Genomic DNA, 23,045 nt, shown 5'->3' with positions numbered 1-23,045 from the left:
TTCCGCGTTAAGCTGCGCCCGTCATGGGGGATAGGTTCGAACTGGTAATCGTCGGCGGCGGGACCGCGGGGTGGATGTGCGCCGCGGCGTGCGCCGCCAAGCTGGACCCCGTACGTTTCCGCGTCCGCCTGGTCGAATCCGAGGAGATCGGGACCGTCGGTGTCGGCGAAGCGACGCTGCCGCAGATGAAGGATTTCAACGACTTCCTCGGGCTCGACGAAGTCGAGTTCATGAAGGCGACGCAGGCGAGCTTCAAGCTTGGTATCGAGTTTGTGAACTGGGGGTGCGAGGGCGATCGCTACATCCACCCCTTCGGCACTTTCGGCCGCCCGATCGGCGAGGCCGACTTCTTCAGTTACTGGATTCGCGCGAACCGCGCCGGAACAGCGGCGCCGCTCTTCGACTATTGTTTCCCGATCGTCACAGCGCTCCAGAACCGCTTCATGCTGCCCGTTGGCGACGGCAATGATGTGCGAAGCGCCTTCGCCTATGCCTATCATCTCGACGCCTTCCTCTACGCGCGATACCTGCGCGGCTGGGCCGAGGCGCGCGGTATCGAACGCGTCGAGGGCCGGATCGTCGAAGTCGAGCAGGACAACGAAAGCGGCGACATTGCCGCGGTCAAGCTCGCGTCCGGCACGCACGTCGCGGGCGATATGTTCGTCGATTGCTCGGGCTTTCGCTCATTGCTGCTCGGCCAGACGCTAGGCGTCGAGATCGAGGACTGGTCGCACTGGTTGCCGTGCGACAGCGCGCAGGCGGTGCCGTCGGTGCGCTCGGCCGACTTCACACCCTATACGCGCTCGACGCGGCGCACTGCGGGATGGCAATGGCGCATCCCGCTCCAGCACCGCACCGGCAATGGCTATGTCTATTCGAGCGCCGATATTTCGGACGACGAGGCGGCGGCGACCCTGCTAGCCAATCTGGACGGCGAGGCGCTCGCCGACCCGCGCGTACTGCGCTTCAAGGCGGGCAAGCGCGAACAGGCGTGGGCGAAAAATTGCGTCGGCATGGGGCTCGCGGGCGGCTTTCTCGAACCGCTCGAATCGACGAGCATTTATCTTGTGCAGATGGCGATCATGCACATGCTGACGCTGATGCCGTCCGAGCGTGCCACCGACCCGGCATTGCCTTCCGAGTTCAACCGCGTGATGGATGTCGAATATGACCGCATCCGCGATTTCCTGATCCTCCATTATGTCGCGAACGAGGCCGATGCACCGCTGTGGGAACGGGTGACCGCGATCGACCTGCCCGATACGCTCGCGGGCAAGATCGAACGGTTCCGACATCGCGGCTATATCGAGGCCTATCGCGACGGCCTGTTCGGCCCGCCGAGCTGGCAGGCGGTGTTCGTCGGGCAGGGAGTCGAGCCAGCCGCCGCCGACCGGCTTGCCGACGTGCTGCCCGCCGCGACGGTGAACGAGCGCCTCGCGAACCTCGCCGCGACGATCGCCGATGCGGCCGCGACCCTGCCTTCGCACGCCGATTTCATCGCCCGCTATTGCCCGGCGCCTGCGCCGTGAGCAACGCGGTGCAACGGGTTGTTGTCTTCGGCGGCGGGGTCGCGGCGGCGATGGCGGCGCTCGCGGTCGGCCGCGCCTATGCCCGGCTCGGCACCGACGTGACCTGGATCGACACCGGCGAAGCGCCGGCGCCGCACGCCGCGCTGATCGCGCCGCCCGACCTTGCAACCTTCCATCGGCTGCTCGGCATCGACGAGGCTGCGCTAGTTCGCCACGCCGCCGCGACGGTCAACATGGGCCAGCAGTTCGCCGGATGGTCGGGTGGCGACCATGCCTTCCTCCACGCCTATGGTGACGCAGGAAGCCCCTTCGCATCCTTACCCTTCGTCCAGCATTGGACGCGTGCGCGCCAGGCGGGGCTGGGCGTTGCGCTCGAGGATTTCTGCCTCGCCGCCGCCGCCGCCAAGCAGGGCCGCACCGGCGCGCCGCGTGAGGCGGCGACGCGGCAGGCGGTAAAGCAGGGCTGGCACCTCGACGCCGCCCGCTATGCGAAACTGCTTCGGGCGGCGTGTAAGCGGGCCGATGTGCGGATCGTTTCCTGTACGAGCGCGGCGGTTCGGACAGGAGGCGATCGCATCGGGCGTATCGTCCTTGCCGATGGTGCGCCGGTCGATGCGGACCTGTTTATCGACACCCATGGCGCGCTGGTCGCATCGCTCGATCCCGACGCGACTTCCGAGCGTCCCGGTTTTTGCGACCGGATTATCCGTGCTTCGGCGCCCGCTTTCGATCCGCTGCCGCTCTACAGCCGCGTCGCCGCGCACGCCGCCGGGTGGCTGACGTTAATCCCGCTTTCAGGCCGCACCGCGATCGAGTTCGCCTACGACAGCAAGACCTTGTCCGATGCCGACGCCCCCGCCGCGCTGGCAACGGTACTGGGGCGCTCCGTCGACACCGCGCCGCCCGCGCCGCTCGCCAACTCCGCGCGCGCGCGGGCGTGGGTCGGCAATGTCGTTGCGGTCGGCCCTGCGGCGGGCGCCGCCCCGCCGCTCGATGGTGCCGAACTGCTCCTGCTCCAGCTTGGCATCGCGCAGATGGTGCTGCTCTGGCCGATCGATCGCGCCGCGATGGTCGAGGCCGATATTTACAATGAGGAGCTGGCCGGCACACGCGCGCGTGTCGCCGATTTCACTGCGCAGCATTTCCGTCTCAACGCGCGCATCGGCGAGCCCTTCTGGGACGACGCCCGCACCACGCCGATCTCGGCCGAACTTGCATCGAAGATCGACCTGTTCGCCGCGCGCGGCATGTTCGCGCATTTCAACCATGAGGCGCATGTCGAGGACAGCTGGGCGCTCGTCATGGCAGGGCACGGCGTGACCCCGCGCAGCTTCGACCCGCAGGCGCTCTTGACCGAAGACCAGGCACTGATGACCGAATTCCAGCGCCAGCTGCGCGCCGTCGCGAGCGACGTCCATGCGATGGAAACGCACGTCGACGCGCTGCGGCGGATGCGCGGATGAGCGCGCGGGAGCGCCCGGTACGGCGCATCGTCATCGTCGGCGGCGGCAGCGCGGGCTGGATGACCGCAGCGGCACTCGGCCGCGCGCTGGCGGGACAGCCGCACAGCATCACTCTCGTCGAATCCGAGATGATCGGCACCGTGGGCGTCGGCGAGGCAACGGTGCCGCCGATCCACGAATTCAACCGCTACCTGCGGCTCGACCAGGCCGAATTCCTGTGTGCAACGCACGGTACGATCAAGCTCGGTATCGAGTTCGAAGGCTGGGGCGGGGTCGGCCACCGCTATTTTCATCCCTTCGGCTATCTCGGCATCGAAATGTCGGGGATCCACTTCCATCACTATTGGCTGCGACATCTCGCCGCCGGCGGCGACCCCGATCACAGCCCCTATAATCTCGAAACGATGGCGGCACGCGAAAGCCGCTTTGCGCCCGCGACGCGCCATGGCCCGGTGCACCATGCTGTCCATTTCGACGCCGCTGCTTATGCCCGCTTCCTGCGTGCCTATGCCGAGGACAAGGGCGTCGTGCGGATCGAAGGCAAGGTCGCCGACGTCCGCCTCGATGGCGAGGACGGCTTTATCACCGCGCTCGTGCTGGACGACGGCCGCGCCGTCGACGGCGATTTCTTCGTCGACTGCTCGGGCTTTCGCGGCCTCCTCATCGAAGGCGCGCTGGCAACGGGTTACGAACAATGGGGCCACTGGCTGCCGTGCGACAGCGCGGTCGCAATGCCGTCCGAGAGTGAGGGCGACCCAGCGCCGTTCACGCGTTCGACCGCGCGCGAGGCGGGATGGCAATGGCGCATCCCGCTCCAGCACCGCGACGGCAATGGCTATGTCTATTCGAGCGCGCATCTCGGCCATGACGAGGCCGAGGCGTTGCTGCGTTCGCGCCTGCCCGGCGCGCCGCTCGCCGACGCCAACCGGCTGCGCTTCGTCGCGGGGCATCGCAAGGCGATCTGGAACCGCAATTGCGTCGCGATCGGGCTCGCCGGCGGTTTCCTCGAACCGCTCGAATCGACGTCGATCCACCTCATCCAGACGACGATCATCCGGCTGCTGTCGTTGCTGCCGCGCGACGCGATCGATCCCCATGTCGTCGCACGCTTCAATCGCGACGCGCTCCACGAATATCGGACGATCCGCGACTTCGTGATCGCGCATTATGCGCTGGCGGGCCGCGACGATACGCCCTTCTGGCGCGACGTCGCGGCGGCAGGCATTCCCGACACGCTCGCCGAGCGGATCGAGGCGTTTCGCGCCACGGGCAATATCCTCTTCGAACCCGGTGATCTGTTCGGTCCGACGAACTGGTACGCCGTCCTGACGGGGCAGGGAGTACGACCGCAAAGCTGGCACCCGATCGCCGATGGCCTGCCTGATGCTGAACTCGCCGCGCGCCTCGCGACATTGCGCGGCCGCGTCGCCGAACAGCTCGCCGAGCTGCCGCCGCATGTGGAATTTCTGCGAAGGTCGAATTAATTTACCGCCGTGCTCCCGCGAAGGCGGGAGCCCATCACCCGATCGCGCTATCTTGCACCAACCGGAGATGGATCCCCGCCTTCGCGGGGACACGGTGATTGATCTCGAGTCGTTCGGCTCAGCCGTTCAGCTCCGCCACCACGTCGTACGCGTCGCCGCGATAGAAGCTCTGGGTGAATTCGGCGGTGCGCCCGTCGGCCAGGAAGCCGCGCCGTTCGATGAACAGGCCGGGCGTGCCGGGTTCGATCTCGAGCATTTCGGCCTGTTCGGCGGTCGCCGCGATCGCGCGAAGCCGCTGGAGCGCGCGGACGGGCAGATGTCCCGCCGCCTCGAGTGCCTCGTAAAGCGACGCACCCACCGCATCGACCGACGGCAGGCAATAGGCGGGGATCGTCGCGACCTCGAGCGCCATCGACGTGTCGTCGGCGTAGCGGATGCGATGGAAACGATAGACGAGCGATCCCGGCGACAGGCCGAGCGACAAGGCTTCCTCGGGCGTCACCGCGCCCGCGGTCTTGCTTACCCATTTGCTGTGCGGCTTGCGCCCGCGCGAGACCATGTCTTCCGAAAAGGAGGTGAGTTTCGAGAAGCTTTTCTCGACGCGCGGCCGGGTGACGAAGGTGCCCGCGCCGCGGCGGCGCGTGACGATGCCGTCGCCGACCAGCCCGTCGATCGCCTTGCGCACCGTGATGCGCGACACTTCGAATTCCTCGGCGAGGTCGCGCTCGGTCGGGATCGCTTCCTCGGCCTTGACGACTTGCCCCTCGATCGCGTCGCGCAGGATTTTCTGCAGCTGCAGGTAAAGCGGTGTCGGGTCGTCCTTCTGGAGCGGGCCCACGCGTTCGATCAATGACAAGGACGATGCTCCACCCGATAGCCCCGGCAAAGCCGGTCGATAAGACCAGCCTTAGCGCAGCATGTGTTGCATTGGTATCCTTACGTCAAGCTTGTTGCGAATTATTCGCGTGAAAGGCCGCGCGCGATCGCCCTGGTCAGGGCGTGATCGGGGGTGTCCTGCGACAATTCCCAGACCATCACGCCGCCTGCCTTTTCTGCAGCAAGTCGCGCTTTCTTCTCGATTGTCGTCGGGCTGTTGTGGGTGATGTAGCGGCATCCCGCGCATCGTTCTCCGATCACATCGGCTTTGGTCGCATTTAGGCCATGTGCGGCGGTGAGGTCGCGATAGGACCAATTCGCCTTCGCGCCGCCGAATCCATAACCGTAAAAGGGCACGCCAAGGACGAGTCGTTCGGGCTTCACACCGCGCGCAAGCCACAGATCGAGATCGCGCGCGGCCATCGCATAGCTGCTGTGCTCGGCGCCCGCTTCGCCCCAACTCGGCCCGATCGCATCATAGGACATGACGTTGACGAGGTCGAAATATGGGATCGAGCTCACCGGGATCATCCCGCCCTCGTAGGATGCCGTGGCGCAGGTCAGCAGCTTGCCGCGCGCCTTCATTGCTTTGGACAGCGCCGCGATGAAGGGCGTATAGTTGCCGGCGCGGTCGATTTCGGTGAGCAGCGCCCCCTCGATGTCGATATCCACCCCGTCGAGCTCCAGCGTATCGGCAAGGTCAATCAGTGCCGCCACGGTTGCCGCGCGGCGTTCGGGCGCGAGCAGGGCCTTCCAGTCGCCCGAGCAGCCGGGGATCACGCCGCCCGCGGTGGAGATCAGCACCTTCGCCCCGCTCGTCTGCAACCGCGCGACGGTTCCGCGCAACGCTTCAACCGACAGGTTGGCGCCGGTTTCGTCGTCCATGCACGTCATGCGTCCGTCTTTGACGAAGCGTCCCTCGGCATCGGGGTTGGCAAAGGAGAGGTTGAAATGGGTGAAGGCCGCAAGGTCGGTGCGCGCGATCGACAGGTCGAGCCCCTTGAACGCCGCGAGATAGCCGACCACAACGGGCCGTCGCTCTTTGGCGGGTGCCGACAACGACAATACTAATGTAAAACCAATTAGGATTGAAGTGATGAGGCGCAAAGCGCGAATATTCGTCATTTTATCAATTCCCTAACTAATCCGCTCGCTGCAAAAGGCGTTGACCCGCTCACGACTACATGACAAATTAGATACAAATTGTCGAGCGGGAGAAAATTGATGCGGGCTGCGGGGTGGATCATAATGGCAATGGCGACGCTGGCCGCGCCTCAGGCACTGGCGGCCGAGACAGGATCGCAAGCGTCGCTCGACCGCCTCGCCGATACACTCGGCTACCGCCTCACGATGGTCGACAACGGTCCGGCGTGCCCAACGGGGATCGACGGCTGTTTCCTCACCACGATCACGCTGACCGTACCCGAAACCCTGCCTGCCGACCTGCCGAACACAGGGCTCGCGCTCTATTTCAGCTTCGTCAATCGGCTGCCGCTTGTCGAAAGCGACATCTTCGCGCACCGACTGATCAACGGCGACGTCCAGCAACTGACGCTGAAGCCCGGCGCGACGCTGCGCCCCGGTTCGACGCATGAAATCAAGCTGTGGGGCGTCGGCTCCCATTTCTCCAAGGCGTTCGGCATGCCCAACGCCTATCTCGTCGCCGACGGGCTCGAGCCGCGCACGATCGCCGCGACGCGGCCCGTGATCGACGCCGAAACGGGCCTCGAAACCTTGCCTTTCATCGCGCCGATGACCGACGAGGCGAAGCTTGCGACCAAGAGCGAGGCCGACAAGACGCGCTGGCTCACCGCCGAGCGCGCCTTCGACCTGCAAGCCGGCCGGCTCGCGCCCGAAGCCACCGGCATCGTGATCCTCCCCAAGCCCGCAAAGGCGGTGCAGGGCAAGGGCAAGCCGGTCGATCTTCGCCATGGCGTCGCGCTGACGCTGGACGGCGTCGAGCGCAGCGCGATCGCACCCGCGCTCGCGGCGCTCGGCGCCAAGGAAGGCGCGTTGCCGCTGACGATCCGTATCGATCGCGCTGCCGCCGCAAAGCCCGAATCCTATATCATCGACGCCAAGGCGTCGGGCATTGCGATCACCGCGCACGACGCCGCGGGCGCGGGCCATGCCCTGCGCTCGCTTGCGCAGCAGGCGGCGTTCGAAAAGGGCAGGCTGATGCCGCTCCATGTTGCCGATGCGCCCGAATATGGCTTTCGCGGTCTTCACATCGACCTCGGGCGCAATTTCCACAGCCGCGACGAGATTTTGAAGCTGGTCGAAGCGATGGCGACGTACAAGCTCAACAAGCTCCACCTCCATCTCGCCGAGGACGAAGGCTGGCGGATCGAAATCCCGGCGCTGCCCGAACTCGCCGAAATCGGCTCGAAGCGCTGTCATGACCCGTCCGAGACGAGGTGCCTGCTCCCTCAACTCGGCGCCGGCCCCGACGGCGCAGGCAGCGTCAACGGCTATCTGACGGCCGCCGATTATGTCGCGATCGTTCGGGCCGCGGCGGCGCGCCAGATCGAGGTGATACCGTCGATCGACATGCCCGGCCACAGCCGGGCGGCGATCAAGGCGATGGAGGTGCGCCACGCGCGCCTTACCGCCGCGGGCAAACAGGAGGAGGCCGACGCTTATCGCCTGATCGATCCCGCCGACACGACCGAATATCGCAGCATCCAGAATTACGACGACAATACGCTCAACGTCTGCATTCCTGCGACCTATCGCTTCGTCGACACCGTCGTCGATGCGCTTGCCGCGATGCACCGCCAAGCGGGCGTGCCGCTCAAGACCTTCCACCTCGGCGCCGACGAGACCGCGGGCGCGTGGGTCAAATCGCCCGCGTGCCAGGCGATGATTGCCGAAAATGGCGGCGATGCGGGCAAGCTGACCCCGCGCTTTATCGAACGCGTGACCGCCAGCCTCGCGGCGAAAGGTCTGCGCACCGGCGGCTGGAGCGACGGCATGGGGCATACCGAAACCGCTGCCATGCCCAAGCAACCGCATCTGGTACAGACCAACATCTGGGGCGTACTCCACAGCGGCGCGATCCGCGAGGCGCACGATCAACTGGGTCGCGGCTGGGACGTCGTGCTGTCGATCCCCGACCTCGGTTATTTCGACATGCCTTATGCGCCGCATCCCGACGAGGGCGGTTACGACTGGGCGTCGCGCGGTGTCGATCCGTATCAGGTCTTCGGCTTCATGCCCGACAATCTGCCCGCCAACGCCGCGACGATCCGCAACATCCATGCCGAAGGCCAGCCGATCGAGGACAAGCCGGTCCTCGAACCCGGCCGCCGCGTCGCGGGATTGCAGGCGCAGCTCTGGAGCGAGACGATCCGCACCGATGGGCAGGTCGACTATATGCTCTTTCCGCGGCTGCTCGCGCTCGCCGAGCGGGCGTGGGCGCCGGCGCCGTGGACGCCCGCCTATCGGGCGGGTGCCAGCTACGAATGGGGCGACCGCCGGGTCGATGCCGCGAAGCTGAAGGCCGGCTGGCAGGATTTCGCCGGACGCGTTGCGGTGCAATGGCCAATGCTGGAGAAGATCGGCGTCGCCTATCGCGTCGCACCACCGGGCGCGCGCATCGCGAACGGAAAGCTCGAGGCGAACAGCATGTTTCCCGGCACGACAATCGAATATCGGGTCGAGGGCGGCGCGTGGACGCGCTATGCCGGACCCGTCGCGGTCGGCGGCGCGGTCGAACTGCGCAGCCGTTCGGCCGACGGCAAGCGCGCCAGCCGGACGGTGCGGGTCGAACCCACCCGTTGAGGGCAGGGGAGACGGAGTGAGAGAAGTGTTGGAAGAGATATCGGGCCGCGACCGCGCCGCGGTCGCGCGCGCGGTCGCGGCGGCCGACCAGCCCGTCATCATCCGCCGCATCGCGAACGACTGGCCCGCGGTCGCCGCGGCGCGCGAGAGCGACGAAGGGATCGCCGCCTATCTCGCCGCGCGCGACAATGGCAAGCCGCTCACTGTGCTCGTGGGACCGCCCGAGACCGGCGGACGCTATTTCTATTCGGACGACATGCGCGGCGTGAATTTCCGCAGCGAAAAAATGCCGATGAAGGCGCTCGTCGAGCAATTGCTGGCGCTGCGCGGTGCGGCCGACGCGCCGACCCTCTACGCCGGATCGACCCCGACCCAAGAAAGCGTCGCGAGCTTCGCCGCCGAAAACCCGCTCCCCGTCGATACCGGCGTCGATCCCCGCATCTGGGTCGGCAACGCTAGCCGCATCGCGCCGCATTACGACATGGCGGCGAATATCGCGGTCGTCGTCGCGGGCCGCAGGCGTTTCACGCTTTTCCCGCCCGATCAGATAACGAACCTCTACGTTGGCCCCGTCGAGCGCACGATCGCGGGCCAGCCGACGAGCATGGTCGACCCCGACCACCCCGACCACGCGCGCTACCCGCTTTATGCCGAGGCCGAGCGCCATAAGCTTGTCGCCGAACTCGCTCCCGGCGACGCGATCTACATGCCGCCGATGTGGTGGCACCACGTCCGCAGCGAGGGCGCGCTCAATGTCCTCGTCAATTACTGGTTCGGCCAGCGGCAGGACCGCTTCCCCTTCGCTGCGCTGATGCTGGCGATGCACTCGATCCGCGAATTGCCAGACGCCGAGCGTGCCGCCTGGAAAAGCTGGTTCGACCATTATGTCTTTGGCGAGGGCGCGACGAACGCCGTCGACCACCTCCCGCCGCACGCGCAGGGTGTGCTCGGCCCGCCGTCGCCGCAGCGCGACCGGATGATCATCGACTATGTCGTCGGCTTCTGCCGTAGCGGCGGGAGCGGTTAGGCCGCCTTCATCCACACGACGAGCGCAAAGCGCGTCGCCTTCGTCGGCAGCGTGCGGTGCGGGGTGAAACGGTCGAGGAGCAAAGCCGTCCCCGCCGGACACGCGGGCTGCACGCGCGGCAGTCCGGCGAGCCGCCATTCGGGAATTTCATAGCCGTCGTCGCCTTCGCTCGCGAGCGGTGCTGGCTGGCGCCCCGCGGCGACCTCGAGCCCGCCACTCTCCGGCCCCGCATCGCTCAGCGGAATCCACGCAGTCACGACGACCTTACCGCATCCGGTCCCATCGTCGCGCGCAACGTCGCTGTGCCAAGCATGGCGATGCTCGGGAAAGCAGGCAATGCTCGCGCGCACCCGCACGATCTTGCCCGTCAGCGCCCGCCCGCTCAATTCTTCGGCAGCCTCGATCAGCCGGGGATCGTTCGCCAGCGCCTGCAATCGTTCGCCGCGGTGCGCATCGGTGCAGACCGCGACGCGCAGCAGGTTCGCGACGCTGCGTTCTTTGACATAGACTTGGTCGATCCTTTCGCCCAGCGGCGCGTCGGGGCAACTCTGCTCGAACGGAAGGTAGAGCGCGCGCGCTACGCGGTCGATATGCTTGGCGATATCGCCCGCCGCCGCGCGGACCAGCGCGGGGTCGAAGATCGGCACCGCTGCATAGCCTTCCTCGGCGAACTGCGCCGCGCTCACCGCGCACGCCGGAAGGTCGTGATCGTCGGCCATTCGCCGCCGGTCTCGACGCGCGCGTCGATGCCATAGACCGCGCGCAGCCGTTCGGCGGTCAGCACCTCGGCGGGCGTGCTGTCGGCGACGATCCGCCCACCGTCGATCAGCAGCAGCCGGTCGCAGTAGCGCGCCGCCATGGTGAGGTCGTGGAGCACCGCGATGACGAGCCCGCCGCTATCCGCTTCGGCGCGCAGCAACTCCATCACGTCGATCTGGTGCCCGGGGTCGAGGCTCGCGAGCGGCTCGTCGGCGATCAGCGCGGGCGCCTCGACCGCCAGCGCGCGCGCGAACAGCACCCGCGCTCGCTCGCCGCCCGACAGCTCGGTTGCGATCCGGTCGCGAAGGTCCAGCACGTCGGCGCGCGCCATCGCGCGCTCGATCGCCGCGGTGTCGGTATCAGATATGCGCGACATGGGGGCGAGGTGCGGCAACCGTCCCAGCCCGACCAGCCGCTCGACCGTCAACGGCCAATGCAAGGTCTGCCCCTGCGGCACATAGGCGATCCGCCGCGCGAGTTCGCCGCGCGGCATCGCCGCCGCTTCGATCCCGTCGATCTCGACCTTTCCGCTCGCCGACACCAGCGCGAGCATCGCGCGCGCCAGCGTCGACTTGCCCGCGCCATTGGGCCCGACGATCCCGGTCAGCGTGCCCGCGCCGAACGCGGCGCCGACATCGTGGACCACCGCACGGCGGCCGAGCGTGACGCCGACATGATCCAGGACCAGACTCACCATAGCCGCCGCTCCCGTATCAGGTGGAGGAGGAAGATCGGTACCCCCAGAAAGGCGGTGACGACGCCCAGCTTCAGCTCGTTCGTCGTCGGAATGATGCGGACGCCAAGATCGGCGAGCGTCAGCAGCGCCGCGCCGCCGATCGCCGAGGGCAGCAGGATTGCTGACGGACTGCGGTCGGTCAGCGGCCGGATCAGGTGGGGGACGATCAGCCCGACGAAACCGATCGAGCCCGATACCGCAACCGCGCCGCCGACCCCGATCGCGGTGCCGAGCAACAGCCTGAGCCTTGTCCGCCGAAGGTCGGTGCCCAATGCCTGCGCCGCATCCTCGCCTAGCGTCAGCGCATCGAGCGCGCGCCCGTTCCACAGCAGCATCATGACCCCGATCGCGACGCACGGCAGCGCGATCCACACATGATCGAACGACCGGTTCTCGAGGCTGCCGAGCAGCCACGTCATAATCTCCATCGCCGCGAACGGATTGCGCGACAGGTTGAGCGCGAGGCTTGTCCCCGCGACTGCGAGCGTGCCCACCGCGATCCCCGCGAGGATCAGCGTCAGCGGGCTTTCGGCGCGGCCCGCGAGGACAAAAAGCAGCGCGAGCGAAACGAGCGCGCCGCCGGTGGCGAGCAGCGGCAGCACGATCGGGTGGACGTCGGCGAGGCCGAAATAGATCGCCGCCACACCACCGAGTGCCGCGGCGTTCGATGTGCCGAGCACCGATGGTTCGGCAAGCGGATTGCGCAGATAGCCTTGCAAAGCCGCTCCCGCGAGCCCGAGCATCGCGCCCACCGCCAGCGCGAGCAGCATCCGCGGCAGACGAAGGTCAAAGAGGATGATCGACGCGACCTTGTCGTTGCTGCCCATCGCAGCATCGACGAGCCGCGCGACCGACAGATCGACTGCGCCGAACAACAGCGAGGCGACCCCAGCCGCCAGCGTCAGCGCCGCCAGCACGGCGATCAACGACCAGCGGGGCAGGGCGACGCGGCTCATGAGCGCTTTCCGTCGAGGCGCAGGATTTGCGCCGCCATGCTGCGCGCCGCCTGCGTGTAGGCGGGACTGCCACACACGGTCCACGCCTGCGGCACGCTGATCCGCGGAATGTCTTTCAGTGCTGGATGGTGCAGCATCTCGCTGCCCTGATCGGTTACCTTGTTGGTCGCGCTTTCAACGATCAGATAATCCGGCTTTGCAGCAACCATCTCCTCGATGCTGAGCTGCGACAGCGGCGGCTTGCCGAGCTTGCCCGCGAGATTGACCAGCCCGACGCGCGTCATCAGTTCGTCGATCAGCGTCCCCGTGCCGGTCATATAGCCGCGCCGCTGATAATAGGCGGCAACGCGGCCCTTGCCCGGCTGGGGAAGCCCAGCCATTTCGCCCTCCATCCGCGCAATCAGCGCGTCGCCGCGCGCCGGATGGCCGACGGCGACCGCAGTCTGGCGGATCGACGTATAGATTTCACCGAGCGTATTCGCCGTATCCAGATCAAGCAGGGGGTAGGTCCGCTCGGGCAGCGCGCGGAGCGCCGCGCTGCGGCTCGCGGGCATGCCGACGATCAAATCGGGCTCGATCGCCAAAATCTGCTCGGCCGAATTGCTGAGCAGCGGGATGCCGCGCGCCTTCGCCGCCTCGCCCGACATTTCGGCGTCGGTGGCGTTCTTCGTCAGCCCGGCGATCTGCTTCCGGTCGGCGAGCGCGAGCACGAGCTGGTCGGCGCACAGGTTGATCGAAACGATGCGCTGCGGCACCGCCGGAGCCTTGGCGCGCGGGGCGGGGGAGGCCGCCCACAGCAACCCCGCGCTACCTGCGAGCAGCGCGGCCGCCGCCAAAAGGCTGCGCCGCCGCATCAGAACTCGATCCCCTTCTGCGCTTTCACATTCTGCTCGCGGAACGGATGCTTCACCTGCGCCATCTCGGTGACGAGGTCGGCGGCGTCGATCAATTCCTGCGGCGCGTTGCGCCCGGTAATGATGACATGCGTCATATGCGGTTTGCCCTCGATGGCTTCGAGAACTTCACCCACCGGCAGATAGTCGTAGCGCAGCACGATGTTGAGCTCGTCGGCGATCACCATCGTATAGGATGGATCGGCGATCATGCGCTTAACCTCCTCCCAAGCCTCGCGCGCCACTGCGATGTCGCGCGTCCGGTCCTGCGTATCCCAGGTAAAGCCTTCGCCCATCGGCTTGAATTCGATGAGGTCAGGGAAGCGGTCGAACACCGCCTTCTCGCCGGTCGCCATGGCGCCCTTTACGAACTGGATCACGCCGACCTTCATCCCGTGGCCGATCGCGCGCACCGCCATGCCGAACGCCGCCGAAGTCTTGCCCTTGCCGGGACCGGTGTGGACGATGACCAGCCCTTTTTCGACTGTCTTCGCTGCGACCCTTTTATTCTGCGCGGCCTGAATCTTCTTCATCTTCGCCGTGTGCTCGGCGTCGCTCCGCGCTTTCATCAGAAGCGCGCCCGCACGCCGCCATAGGCCGCGCGGCCGTATGTGCCGTAATGAAAGGCGGTCGCATAATCGGCGTCGAACAGATTGTCGACGCGGCCGTAAATCTCGAAATGGCCACCCACTGGGAAGGAGGCGCGGATCCCGGCGAGCGCATCGCCGTCGAGCGGCACCGCGTTCGCCGCATCGTCGAAACTGTCGCCGACCATTGTGATCGTCGCGCCGGTCGACAGGCCGAACGACCAGTCATAATCGGCTGACAGGCTGACCGCATGCGCGGCGCGGCGCGGCAGGCGCTTGCCGTCGAACGCGGGGCGTCCCGACCGGTCGCGCGCGTCGATATAGCTGTACGATGCGGTGACGTTCAGCGCATCGACCGGGCGTAGCGCCAGCGTCGCCTCGACCCCCTTGGTGCGCGTGCGGTCGATATTGCCATAGGTGAAGGTCGCATTGTCGTAATTGATCTGGTCGGTCGTGTTGCGCAGGAAGGCGGTCACCGAAACCAATGCGCGGCCGTCGGCCAGGCGCTGGTCGAGCCCGATGTCATAGCTTTTCGACTGCTCGGGACGCAGCGCCGCATTGCCGCTGAAGCTGTCGTAGAGCTGATAAAGCGAAGGCGCCTTGAACCCTTCGCCATAGCTCAGGCGGATATTGGTTTCGCCATCGTTGGGCGAATAATTGGCGTTGGCGCCAAAGGTCGTCGCGCCGCCGAACTGGCTATGATCGTCATGACGAACGCCGCCGGTCAGCGATAGCCCGGCCAGCGGCTGGACGATGCCCAGCGCGTAAACGCTGTCGATATTGGCCTTCTGGCTGTCGGTCGAACCGAAACCGAAGAAGTCGTAATCGGGGCGCTCATGCTCATAACCGAACACCAGTTTTGCGGAGTCGGCAGGCGTGACGACGCCTTGATATTCAAAGCGCAGGTTCGTGCCCTTGTACCCATAATCGGGGTCGGTACCGCGCACGAAGAAATAGTCGCGCTCGTTGCGCATCCACGTCACCGCCGCGCGGCTGTTGAAGCGGCCGTCGAACAGGCCCAGGTTCAGCCCTGCATAGCCCACATATTGGTCGAGCTTCGCGACATCGCCGCTGTCGGCGGGCGCCCCGAAAAAGCTGTCATAATCGAGGTCGGAGGTGATGTAGTAACCACGAAGATCAAGGCTGAGCGCATCGCCCAGCGCGACCTTGATCCTCGCATTACCGGAGAAATTTTCATATCCGTCACGCTCGGTGCCGACCGCGGCAGACGAAATGCCGTCGGTGCGGAAATATGCGGCGCCGATACCGCCCGAAATGGGCCCGGCTGTACCCGACACGTCGGCCTTGGCGGAGAGTGTGTCGCTATAACCATATTCGGCGGAGGCATTGGCGGAGAAACCCTCGGCAGGCGTTGCGGTCATCAGGTTCACGACACCGCCGATCGCCTGGCTACCATGCACGACCGAGTTCGATCCGCGCAGCACTTCGATCCGGCGGATATTGCTAGTCAGCAGGTGACCGAAATCATAACCGTCGCCGATGCCGCTGGGATCGTTGACCTTGACCCCGTCGATCAGCACCAGCGTCTGCGTCGTTTCGGCGCCGCGGATCGACACGCTGGCGACCGAACCGGTGCTGCCGGTGCGGTTGAAGCGGATGCCGGGCGTGGTCGCGAGCAGGTCGACGATATCGACCGTCTGCCGCTTTTCGATCGTGTCGGCGTCGATGATCGTGATTGCCTGACCGACTTGGTCGCGCGGCTGTTCGATGCCCGACGCGGTAACGACGATCTCGTCGCTATCGGCGGTTTCGGCGAACGCTGGCGTCGCCGTAGCCAGTGCCAACAAGGAAATGCTTGCAAACTTCAACATGAGAAGGCCCCCGCACGCCGACAACGAAGGCGGAGCCTGCCGATGCGCGCAAGCGATCGACCAGTGCCGGCGGCGCAAGTGGCGTCATGGCCTGCGACCCCGTCACCGAGGCGGCTCCGGCCGCCTGGTTGTCGCTCGACGGAAACCTCCGTGCCGCGGCCTTTCCCTGGACCTTGGCATTGAGCGACCCACGCCGGCAGGTCTCCTGGCTCGCGGGTCAGGGCTTGATGCACGCCTTCCCAGGTGATCCCAGTGGCTGGTCCGAAAGCCTCGAACCGGTGCATCTCGCTCGCCGCTTACAGTTGCAGGGACAGCCTCGGTTTCGGTGCGCCGTTCGGCGCGCCTACCGCGTTCCCTATTAAGCCCTCTCGGGCACCGGCGCGATCATGTGCAGGGCAAGCCCGCACGCGCCGCCCATAGCGCAATGCGGTGCAGGTGCAATGGAGATTTGCTGTGCGGCAGGTCCTGGCCTTCGCCGGGATGGCGAACCTTGGGTCAGCTTCCTACCCGCTCGACCACCATCGCCGCGCCGACCCCCATCGCGCCGGTCAGCACAACCAGCCCGTAGCGCCCGGTGCACGCATCGAGCGCGTCGAGCAGGGTCGAGGTCAGGATCGCGCCGCTCGCGCCCATCGGGTGGCCCTTGGCGAGATGCCCGCCCGACACATTGGCCCGCGCTGGATCGGCATCGCGGTCGCGCAGGAATTTGGCGATGGTGACGGCAAAGGCTTCCATGAACTCGATCCTGTCGATGTCGACCAGCGTCAGCCCGGCGCGCGTCAGGACCTTGTCCATCGCCGCGAACCCCGCGGTCAGCGAGGCGGCAGGGTCGCCGCCGCTCTCGGCAAAGGCGATCACGCGCGCGCGCGGCGCGATGCCTAACCCTTCGCCGCCGACCAGCGCCAGCCCCGCGCCGTCGCAGATCGGCGGTGCGTGCGCGATGCTGTGAAGGGGCTCGAAGCTCGCGCCCTCGAGCGCGCCCGCATATTGCGCCTGCAATTCGCCGAACGCCGCCGGAGCGGCAGCGAGTGATTCGGCGCTCGTTTGCGGCCGGATACATTCCTCGCCGTTAAGCGATCCGGTCGCGATGCGGGAGGCTTGCAATGCCGCATCCTGCTCCGCCGCTGCGGCCTTTTGCTGCGAGGCGAGCGTAACCGCGTCGAGCTCGGCGCGCGTGATGCCCTCGGCGTGCGCGAGCCGGTCGGCGCCGAGTACCGGCGGCACGAAGCGCGCGCGCGGCGGCAGTTCGTTGTTGGTATAAAAAGTCGCGCGATCGCTCAAAAACTGGGTGGCGCTCATCGATTCGAGGCCGCCCGCCAGAATGTGCGTCATTTCGCCGCTCGCGACCTTCGCGACCGCCTGGCCGATCGCCGACAATCCCGATGCGCAATAATTATTGATGCTGTGCGCGGCGGTCTGGTCGGGCAGCCCGGCGTGTAGCTTAGACACCAGTGCGATATGCCCGCCCTGTGCTCCGGTCTGCGTGACGCAGCCGAGTAGCAGGGCATCGGGCGTCGTCGCGATATCGCCGCACCGCGCCGCTAGCGCCGCCGCCTGCTGACGCACCAGTTCCTGCGGACTCAGCGCCGCCAGTCCGCCGTCGGGCCGCGCCTTGCCGCGCGGGGTGCGGACTGCATCGTACAGATAGACGTCGGTCAAATCAGGTGCCGACGACGAAACTGACCGCGGTGGTCGCGCTGCCGCCGACGTTGAAGGTCGCGAAGTTGCGTGCGCCCTCGACCTGATAGTCTCCCGCATTGCCGGTGACTTGTCGCCAGCTGTCGAGCAGCATACGGACGCCGGTGGCACCGACCGGGTGGCCGAGCCCGATCAGCCCGCCCGACGGATTGACCGGCAGTTTCCCGCCAAGCGCAATCGTGCCATCCTCGACCGCGCGCCAGCTTTCGCCCGGCGGGGTGATACCGAAATGGTCGATCGCCATATATTCGGTGATCGAGAAGCAGTCATGCACCTCGACCCCGTCGCACGCGTAAATGTCGGGCATCTCGGCGCGGCGGAGCGCGTCCATCATCGCCTTGCGCACGCTGGGGAAGACATAGGGCTCGCCGCGGCTGCCAGCGACCTTGGTCGAATAGAGCAGAGGGGCGGTCGAATGACCCCAGCCCTTGATGCGCGGGATGCTGTCGATCGAAATCCCGCGCCGTTTTGCATAAGCCTCGGCGACCTCGCGTGACGCGAGGAAGATCGCGGCGGCACCATCGGTCACTTGTCCGCAATCGGACTTGCGCAAGGACCCCTCGATCAGCGGATTGACCTCGTCATTCTCGCCGAGATGATCGTCGGTGACCGCCCAGCCGCGCGTCTGCGAGTTCGGATTCTTCTTCGCATTGGCAAAATTGTTCGCCGAAATGCCGCGCAGATGCGCGCGGTCGAGCCCGAAGCGTTCCTCATATTCCTCGGCGACGCGTGCGAACATCCAGGGCCACAGGTAACGCGCCCCCTGCGCCTCGCGGCCCGCCCAGGCGGCGGCGCCCAGATATTCGGCCGCGCGCTGGCCGGGGACGTTGCGCATCAGCTCGATCCCGAGCACCAGCGCGAGGCCATAGCGTTCAGCCTCGATTTCGGCGGCGGCGGCGAGGATCGCGATGCTGCCCGAGGCGCAGGCGGCCTCGTGGCGCGACGCGGGGATACCCGCGAGATCGGGGTGGACATGGCCGAAGAAACCGCCGAGCTGGCCTTGTCCTGCGAACAGCTCGCCGACGAAATTGCCGACGTGCGCGGTTTCGACTTCCTTCGGTTCGATGCCCGTCGCGACGAACGCCGCTTCGGCAACCTCGCGGAAAAGCTCGAACAGCCCGCCGCCTTCGCGTTCGAGGTTGCGCGAAAAGTCGGTCTGCGCGCCGCCTAGGATGAAGACATCTTTCGCCATGTCAGGCTTCCTTTTCGAGAGTGGCGAGCGCCCGTTCGCGCACTTCGCTGCGCATCACCTTGTTGGTGACGTTGCGCGGCAAAGCGTCGAATAGGAACAGCCGTTCGGGCAGTTTGAAGACCGCGAGATCCTTTTCGCGCAGATAATCGGTGACATCGGACAGGCTAACATCCTCGCCGCCGCGCGGGACATAGGCGAGCCCGATCCGCTCGCCCATCTTCGCGCACGGTAGCGAGAAGGAGCAGGCTTCGGCGAGCAAAGGATGGCCGCCCAAGAGCTGATCGATTTCCTCGGGCCAGATATTGACGCCGCCGCGGATGATCAGATCCTTGCAGCGCCCGACGAAGCGGTAGAAGTCGCCGCCCTCGGCAATCTCGAACAGGTCGCCGGTGCGGAACCAGCCGTCGTTGGTAAAGGCTTCGGCGGTGCGGTCGGGTGCGTTGTGATAGCCTTCGAACAGCGATGGCCCGCGAATCTGGAGCTCGCCCGCGATGCCATCCTCCTCGATCGGATTGCCGCCGCCCGGCGGCACGAGGCGGCTCTCGATATTGGACGCGCGTCCCTCGCCATAGGGAGGCTGATAGGTGCCGCGTCGGGGAAACAGGCTGGCACGCTTGTCGGGGTCGGGCATGTCGCCTTCGCCGGTGATGAAGCTCATCCCCTCGTTCGACCCAAACACATTGACGATGATGATGCCGAGCTTTTCCTGAAAGCCGCGGACCATTGCTGGCGCGAGCGGCGCCGAGCCCGAGGCGATGACGCGCAGGCTGGAGAGATCGACCGATGCGAGCAGGGCCTCATTCTGGAGCAGCATGTTGAGCACCGCCGGCGGCGCGATCGTCAGGCTCGGCCGCTCGGTCGCGATCTGTTTCAGATACACGCCGGGGTCGAAGGGATGGTGCAGCACCATCGTCCCCGCGCTGGTCAGCCAACACATGGTGATGCCGCCGATGCTCGCCATGTTGATGAGCGGGAAGGGGTTGAGCAGGACGTCTCCCGGCCCGACCTTCATCGCCTCATAACCCGCGGCTGCGACCGCAATCCAGTGGTTGTGGCTGCGCGGCACGCCCTTGGGGACGCCAGTGGTGCCCGAGGTCCAGCAGATGGTGAAGATGTCGTCGGCATCGATCGGGTTCGCCGCGACATGCGCGGCGAGGGCTGCGGCGTCGCCGTCGGCGGTCGAAAGGTCGAGCGCGCCCGTTGGCGGGTTGGGGCCGAAGGTCATAAAACGGATGCCGTCGAGCAGAGGTGCTGCAACGCCAACATGGTCGCAGCCCTTGACCTGCGTGGCGCAGACGAAGGCCTTGGGCGCAACGACCCCCATCATGCCCTTCAGCTCATGGCTGCGATATTGCACCGCCGCCGGACTGACGATCGCGCCGATCTTTGCCGCTGCAAAATAGAGCGCGACGAACTCGCTGATGTTCGGAAGCTGGACGAGCAGCACGTCGTCCTTGCCGATCCCGGCCTTGACGAGCGCGCCCGCGATCCGGTCGATCTCGGCCGCCAGCTCGGCATAGCTCAGCCGCCGCGGCTCACCGAACGCGAAGTCGGCGCGGTTCGGTGCATCGACCAGCGCAAGCCGCTCAGGATGCGCCGCCGCATTGGCGGCGAACAGATCGGCAAAGGTCTGGTCGCCCCACCAGCCGCTTGTCCGATATTGTCGCCGCTTTTCCTCTCCCGCGACGATCATCTCAGGCAGCCAGGACGCTGTTCGGACCCATGCCGATGTCGTCGCCGCTCGCCCAGACGCTGTGGGTTCCCGAACAGATGCGTTCGGGCAGGATGATCCGGCACACCGGTCCCGCCGCGATATTCTTGGCGTCGATCAGGACGCATTCGGACTTGTCGGTTTCAAGGTCGGCGATGAAAGAGACGAGATAGCCGTCGTCCTCGTCCTTCGCGTTGATTCGCGGCGCAAAGGGCGCCTCGCTGCCGAAGCGGCCGGGGCCGAATTCATATTCCTCGCTCGTTCCGGCGTTCAGGTCGTGTTTGACGAGGCCGCGGAACAGGAACCAGCCGGGTTCTGGGATCGCGCTATAGGCGTAGCGGTACGGCTTGCCCGCATAGCGGTGGTTGAACATCCCGAATTCGAGGTCGCGCTCGTCGAGCCGCTCTTCCTTGGTCTCGCCGGTCTTGAGGTTGAAGCGCCAGCGATGGAGCCGCGGCTTGAGCAATCCTTGATCTAGATAGGCCATCATCCGCTCGAGCCCCTCGGGCGCGTTCGGATAGGACTTCGGCATCGGCTCTTCCTGATAATAGCCGTCGAGGATGATTTCGTCGCCTTCCTCCCACGCGTTCAGCCAATGCAGCGTGTAGGTCGGTTCGGCTTCGAACCAGCGAATGTCCTCGGGCTGGCCGTGGCGCGGGATGATCGCAAAGCGCGTCTTCTGGTCGGGGTGGAACTGCACGACGTGCAGGTTCTTTTCGAGCAATTCCTCGTTCCAATAGAGCGGCATGTCGTTGAGGATCGTGTAATTTTCGGTGAACGCCATATCGTGCGGCAAGCGCGGCCCGGCGAGCGGCACCGGGATATAATGCTTGAGCTTGTTGTCGGCGTCGACGACGCCATAATGCATATAAGGTGCGTGTTTGGAGTAATTGAAAAACATCAATTCTCCGGTCGCAAGGTCGACCTTGCAATGCGCCGAAATGCCATCGAGCGGCACCCAGCTTTCGGTGCCATATTGTTCGAGCGTGAACGGATCGAGCCGATAGGCTTCGCCGCACTGGTAGAAGGTCGAGATGATCTTCCCCGCGTGGATCGCGACGTCGGTCGAGGACGAATCCTTGAGCCACTCCTGCGCGCCCCAGCCGTGGCGCGTCGACTTGTGCGGCGGTTCCATCAGCCCCGCCCATAGCGACCGCCCGGCTTCCTTTTCGGCCTGAAAGCCTTTTGTGCGCACGAAGCGGCTGCGATAGCTCGCGCGGCCGTCCTTGAACGAGATTGCATGGATGAAACCGTCGCCGTCGAACGGGTGGTACCGTCCGATCGGCTCGTGGATCTGGTTCTCGCCGGTGCGGACATAGACGCCGTCGATGTCGGTCGGGATATTGCCGATCACCTCGGCATCGCCACTGGCAAAGATCGCATTCCATTCATTATAGGTCGGGCGCCACGCGCCCTTCATATACGGATGGTCGTTCGGCTGGATCGTGGTTTCGATCGTCTCGACGAGCTCGGCGGTCATGCGGGGACTCCTTCAACAGGGGCAAAGCGCGGCCTTGCGGCGGCGGCATCATATTCGGAAACGAGGCGATCGACGATGGCCGCGACGGGTTCGACGCCGCGCACCGCCCCGACGCCTTGCCCGGCGGACCAGACATTCTTCCACGCCTTCGCGTCGTCCTGCGCGTCGGAGAAGTTTGGGCGCTTGTCCTCGGGCATGTTTGCGGGGTCATATCCCGCGGCGATCAGGCTGGGCTTCAGCCAGTTGGCGGTGACGCCGGTGATGCCCTTCGACGGCACAATGTCTTCGGCCCCCGCGGCGACAATCATATCCTTGTATCCGGGCGCCGCCATGCTCTCGGCACAAGCGATCAGCGACGTGCCGAGATAGGCGAGGTCGGCGCCCAAAATCTCTGCTGCGCGCACTGCATGGCCCGTCGAAATCGCGCCGCCAAGCACGAGCGGGCCGTCCCAGAACTGCCGCACCTCCTCGACAAAGGCGAAGCCCGCAGTCGCGCCGGTATGCCCGCCGGCGCCCGCCGCGACGAGCACCAGTCCGTCGACTCCGGCAGCAGCGGCCTTGCGCGCGAAGCCGACCGAATTGACGTCGGCGAACACCAGCCCGCCATAGCTGTGGATTTCCTCGACCACCCGCGCCGGGCTGCCGAGCGCGGTGATGACCAACGGTACCTTGTGGCGCACGACACAGGCGAGGTCTTCGGGCAGGCGGCTGTTCGACGGATGGACGACCAGATTGACCGCCCAAGGCGCGGCGTCGGGATCGTTCGACAACGCCGCGTCGATGCGGCTGACCCAATCCTCAAGATCGGCCGAGGTGCGCGCGTTGGGGGCAGGGAAGCTGCCGATCATGCCCGCGCGCGACGCGGCGATCACCATCTCGGGCCCCGAGACGAGGAACATCGGCGCCGCGATCGCGGGCAGCCGCAAATTGCGCGTCAAGGCGGGTGGAAGGCCGTTTTTCGGCACTGTCATGCTCTCCCAATTATCTTACTTGCATAACGATACTTAAAGACGATAAGACTCGCAAGACCAGAAAAACA

At 66.0% G+C, this 23,045-nt stretch carries 18 protein-coding genes and 1 riboswitch; of the genes, 5 read left to right on the top strand and 13 right to left on the bottom strand.

What is annotated here, in order from left to right:
• The first annotated feature begins 23 nt into the window (after positions 1–23).
• Genes ATE71_RS08745 through ATE71_RS08735 form a run of 3 tightly spaced genes read left to right on the top strand, consistent with a single transcriptional unit; the run spans position 24 to position 4,476 of the window.
• Positions 24–1,529, top strand: coding sequence for a tryptophan halogenase family protein (locus ATE71_RS08745; protein WP_058803102.1), 1,506 nt, complete (start codon positions 24–26; stop codon positions 1,527–1,529).
• Entirely contained in the window at positions 1,526–2,992 is a 1,467-nt protein-coding gene (locus tag ATE71_RS08740; RefSeq protein ID WP_152998705.1) for a tryptophan 7-halogenase, read from the top strand. Before ATE71_RS08745 ends, ATE71_RS08740 begins: the two co-directional genes overlap by 4 nt.
• Entirely contained in the window at positions 2,989–4,476 is a 1,488-nt protein-coding gene (locus tag ATE71_RS08735) for a tryptophan halogenase family protein (protein ID WP_058803098.1), read from the top strand. The genes ATE71_RS08740 and ATE71_RS08735 overlap by 4 nt, the downstream gene beginning before the upstream one ends.
• Positions 4,477–4,594: 118 nt before the next feature.
• On the opposite strand, the gene ATE71_RS08730 is transcribed toward ATE71_RS08735, so the two are convergent.
• Positions 4,595–5,332 carry a GntR family transcriptional regulator gene (locus tag ATE71_RS08730; protein ID WP_058803095.1) on the bottom strand — a complete coding sequence of 246 codons (738 nt, stop codon included), beginning with the start codon at positions 5,330–5,332 and terminating at the stop codon, positions 4,595–4,597.
• 101 nt (positions 5,333–5,433) lie between these two features.
• A complete protein-coding gene (locus ATE71_RS08725; RefSeq protein ID WP_160328026.1) occupies positions 5,434–6,411 on the bottom strand; it encodes a glycosyl hydrolase family 18 protein in 978 nt (325 codons plus the stop codon).
• Between the two features lie 189 nt (positions 6,412–6,600).
• On the opposite strand from ATE71_RS08725, the gene ATE71_RS08720 reads away from it, so the two are divergent.
• On the top strand, positions 6,601–9,135 hold the full coding sequence (locus ATE71_RS08720) for a family 20 glycosylhydrolase (protein WP_235587972.1): 2,535 nt from the start codon (positions 6,601–6,603) through the stop codon (positions 9,133–9,135).
• 16 nt (positions 9,136–9,151) lie between these two features.
• On the top strand, positions 9,152–10,162 hold the full coding sequence (locus ATE71_RS08715; protein ID WP_235587971.1) for a cupin-like domain-containing protein: 1,011 nt from the start codon (positions 9,152–9,154) through the stop codon (positions 10,160–10,162).
• On the opposite strand, the gene ATE71_RS08710 is transcribed toward ATE71_RS08715, so the two are convergent.
• The 11 genes from ATE71_RS08710 to ATE71_RS08655 form a co-directional block, all read right to left on the bottom strand.
• Positions 10,159–10,881 (bottom strand): phytanoyl-CoA dioxygenase family protein, encoded by a 723-nt coding sequence (locus tag ATE71_RS08710; RefSeq protein WP_058803086.1) that lies wholly within the window; start codon positions 10,879–10,881, stop codon positions 10,159–10,161. The genes ATE71_RS08715 and ATE71_RS08710 overlap by 4 nt on opposite strands.
• Positions 10,845–11,618, bottom strand: coding sequence for an ABC transporter ATP-binding protein (locus tag ATE71_RS08705; protein WP_058803084.1), 774 nt, complete (start codon positions 11,616–11,618; stop codon positions 10,845–10,847). The genes ATE71_RS08710 and ATE71_RS08705 overlap by 37 nt, the downstream gene beginning before the upstream one ends.
• Positions 11,612–12,613, bottom strand: coding sequence for a FecCD family ABC transporter permease (locus ATE71_RS08700; RefSeq protein WP_058803083.1), 1,002 nt, complete (start codon positions 12,611–12,613; stop codon positions 11,612–11,614). The genes ATE71_RS08705 and ATE71_RS08700 overlap by 7 nt, the downstream gene beginning before the upstream one ends.
• On the bottom strand, positions 12,610–13,467 hold the full coding sequence (locus ATE71_RS08695; protein WP_058803081.1) for an ABC transporter substrate-binding protein: 858 nt from the start codon (positions 13,465–13,467) through the stop codon (positions 12,610–12,612). The genes ATE71_RS08700 and ATE71_RS08695 overlap by 4 nt, the downstream gene beginning before the upstream one ends.
• Positions 13,467–14,075, bottom strand: a complete 609-nt coding sequence (gene cobO / locus ATE71_RS08690; protein WP_058803078.1) for a cob(I)yrinic acid a,c-diamide adenosyltransferase — start codon at positions 14,073–14,075, stop codon at positions 13,467–13,469. The genes ATE71_RS08695 and cobO overlap by 1 nt, the downstream gene beginning before the upstream one ends.
• Positions 14,075–15,925, bottom strand: coding sequence for a TonB-dependent receptor plug domain-containing protein (locus ATE71_RS08685; RefSeq protein WP_058803076.1), 1,851 nt, complete (start codon positions 15,923–15,925; stop codon positions 14,075–14,077). Before ATE71_RS08685 ends, cobO begins: the two co-directional genes overlap by 1 nt.
• 177 nt (positions 15,926–16,102) lie before the next feature.
• Positions 16,103–16,320: riboswitch (cobalamin riboswitch) on the bottom strand.
• 100 nt (positions 16,321–16,420) lie between these two features.
• Complete coding sequence (locus ATE71_RS08675) at positions 16,421–17,584, bottom strand: acyl-CoA thiolase (RefSeq protein ID WP_058803072.1); 1,164 nt, start codon at positions 17,582–17,584, stop codon at positions 16,421–16,423.
• A 1-nt stretch (position 17,585) separates the two neighbouring features.
• Positions 17,586–18,815 carry an acetyl-CoA acetyltransferase gene (locus ATE71_RS08670; RefSeq protein ID WP_058803070.1) on the bottom strand — a complete coding sequence of 410 codons (1,230 nt, stop codon included), beginning with the start codon at positions 18,813–18,815 and terminating at the stop codon, positions 17,586–17,588.
• Between the two features lies 1 nt (position 18,816).
• Positions 18,817–20,508, bottom strand: coding sequence for a class I adenylate-forming enzyme family protein (locus ATE71_RS08665; RefSeq protein ID WP_058803069.1), 1,692 nt, complete (start codon positions 20,506–20,508; stop codon positions 18,817–18,819).
• A 1-nt stretch (position 20,509) separates the two neighbouring features.
• Positions 20,510–22,006: a carotenoid oxygenase family protein gene (locus tag ATE71_RS08660; protein WP_058803068.1), complete on the bottom strand. Its 1,497-nt coding sequence runs from the start codon at positions 22,004–22,006 to the stop codon at positions 20,510–20,512.
• The gene (locus ATE71_RS08655; protein ID WP_058803067.1) at positions 22,003–22,977 is read right to left on the bottom strand and encodes an NAD(P)H-dependent flavin oxidoreductase; all 975 of its coding nucleotides are present in this window, start codon (positions 22,975–22,977) and stop codon (positions 22,003–22,005) included. The genes ATE71_RS08660 and ATE71_RS08655 overlap by 4 nt, the downstream gene beginning before the upstream one ends.
• Positions 22,978–23,045 lie beyond the last annotated feature (68 nt).

This window comes from Sphingopyxis sp. H115 (genome assembly GCF_001468465.1).
Lineage (GTDB): Bacteria > Pseudomonadota > Alphaproteobacteria > Sphingomonadales > Sphingomonadaceae > Sphingopyxis.
Note: the sequence above shows the minus strand (reverse complement) of the source record. Positions and strands in the feature narration are given on the sequence as shown.

Coding starts and splice junctions, on each gene's coding strand:
- ATE71_RS08720 (WP_235587972.1), top strand. CDS start 6,601: ATGGCAATGGCGACGCTGGCCGCGCCTCAGGCACTGGCGGCCGAGACA.
- ATE71_RS08685 (WP_058803076.1), bottom strand. CDS start 15,925: ATGTTGAAGTTTGCAAGCATTTCCTTGTTGGCACTGGCTACGGCGACG.
- ATE71_RS08745 (WP_058803102.1), top strand. CDS start 24: ATGGGGGATAGGTTCGAACTGGTAATCGTCGGCGGCGGGACCGCGGGG.
- cobO (WP_058803078.1), bottom strand. CDS start 14,075: ATGAAAGCGCGGAGCGACGCCGAGCACACGGCGAAGATGAAGAAGATT.
- ATE71_RS08660 (WP_058803068.1), bottom strand. CDS start 22,006: ATGACCGCCGAGCTCGTCGAGACGATCGAAACCACGATCCAGCCGAAC.
- ATE71_RS08670 (WP_058803070.1), bottom strand. CDS start 18,815: ATGGCGAAAGATGTCTTCATCCTAGGCGGCGCGCAGACCGACTTTTCG.
- ATE71_RS08705 (WP_058803084.1), bottom strand. CDS start 11,618: ATGGTGAGTCTGGTCCTGGATCATGTCGGCGTCACGCTCGGCCGCCGT.
- ATE71_RS08710 (WP_058803086.1), bottom strand. CDS start 10,881: ATGGCCGACGATCACGACCTTCCGGCGTGCGCGGTGAGCGCGGCGCAG.
- ATE71_RS08665 (WP_058803069.1), bottom strand. CDS start 20,508: ATGATCGTCGCGGGAGAGGAAAAGCGGCGACAATATCGGACAAGCGGC.
- ATE71_RS08695 (WP_058803081.1), bottom strand. CDS start 13,467: ATGCGGCGGCGCAGCCTTTTGGCGGCGGCCGCGCTGCTCGCAGGTAGC.
- ATE71_RS08655 (WP_058803067.1), bottom strand. CDS start 22,977: ATGACAGTGCCGAAAAACGGCCTTCCACCCGCCTTGACGCGCAATTTG.
- ATE71_RS08735 (WP_058803098.1), top strand. CDS start 2,989: ATGAGCGCGCGGGAGCGCCCGGTACGGCGCATCGTCATCGTCGGCGGC.
- ATE71_RS08700 (WP_058803083.1), bottom strand. CDS start 12,613: ATGAGCCGCGTCGCCCTGCCCCGCTGGTCGTTGATCGCCGTGCTGGCG.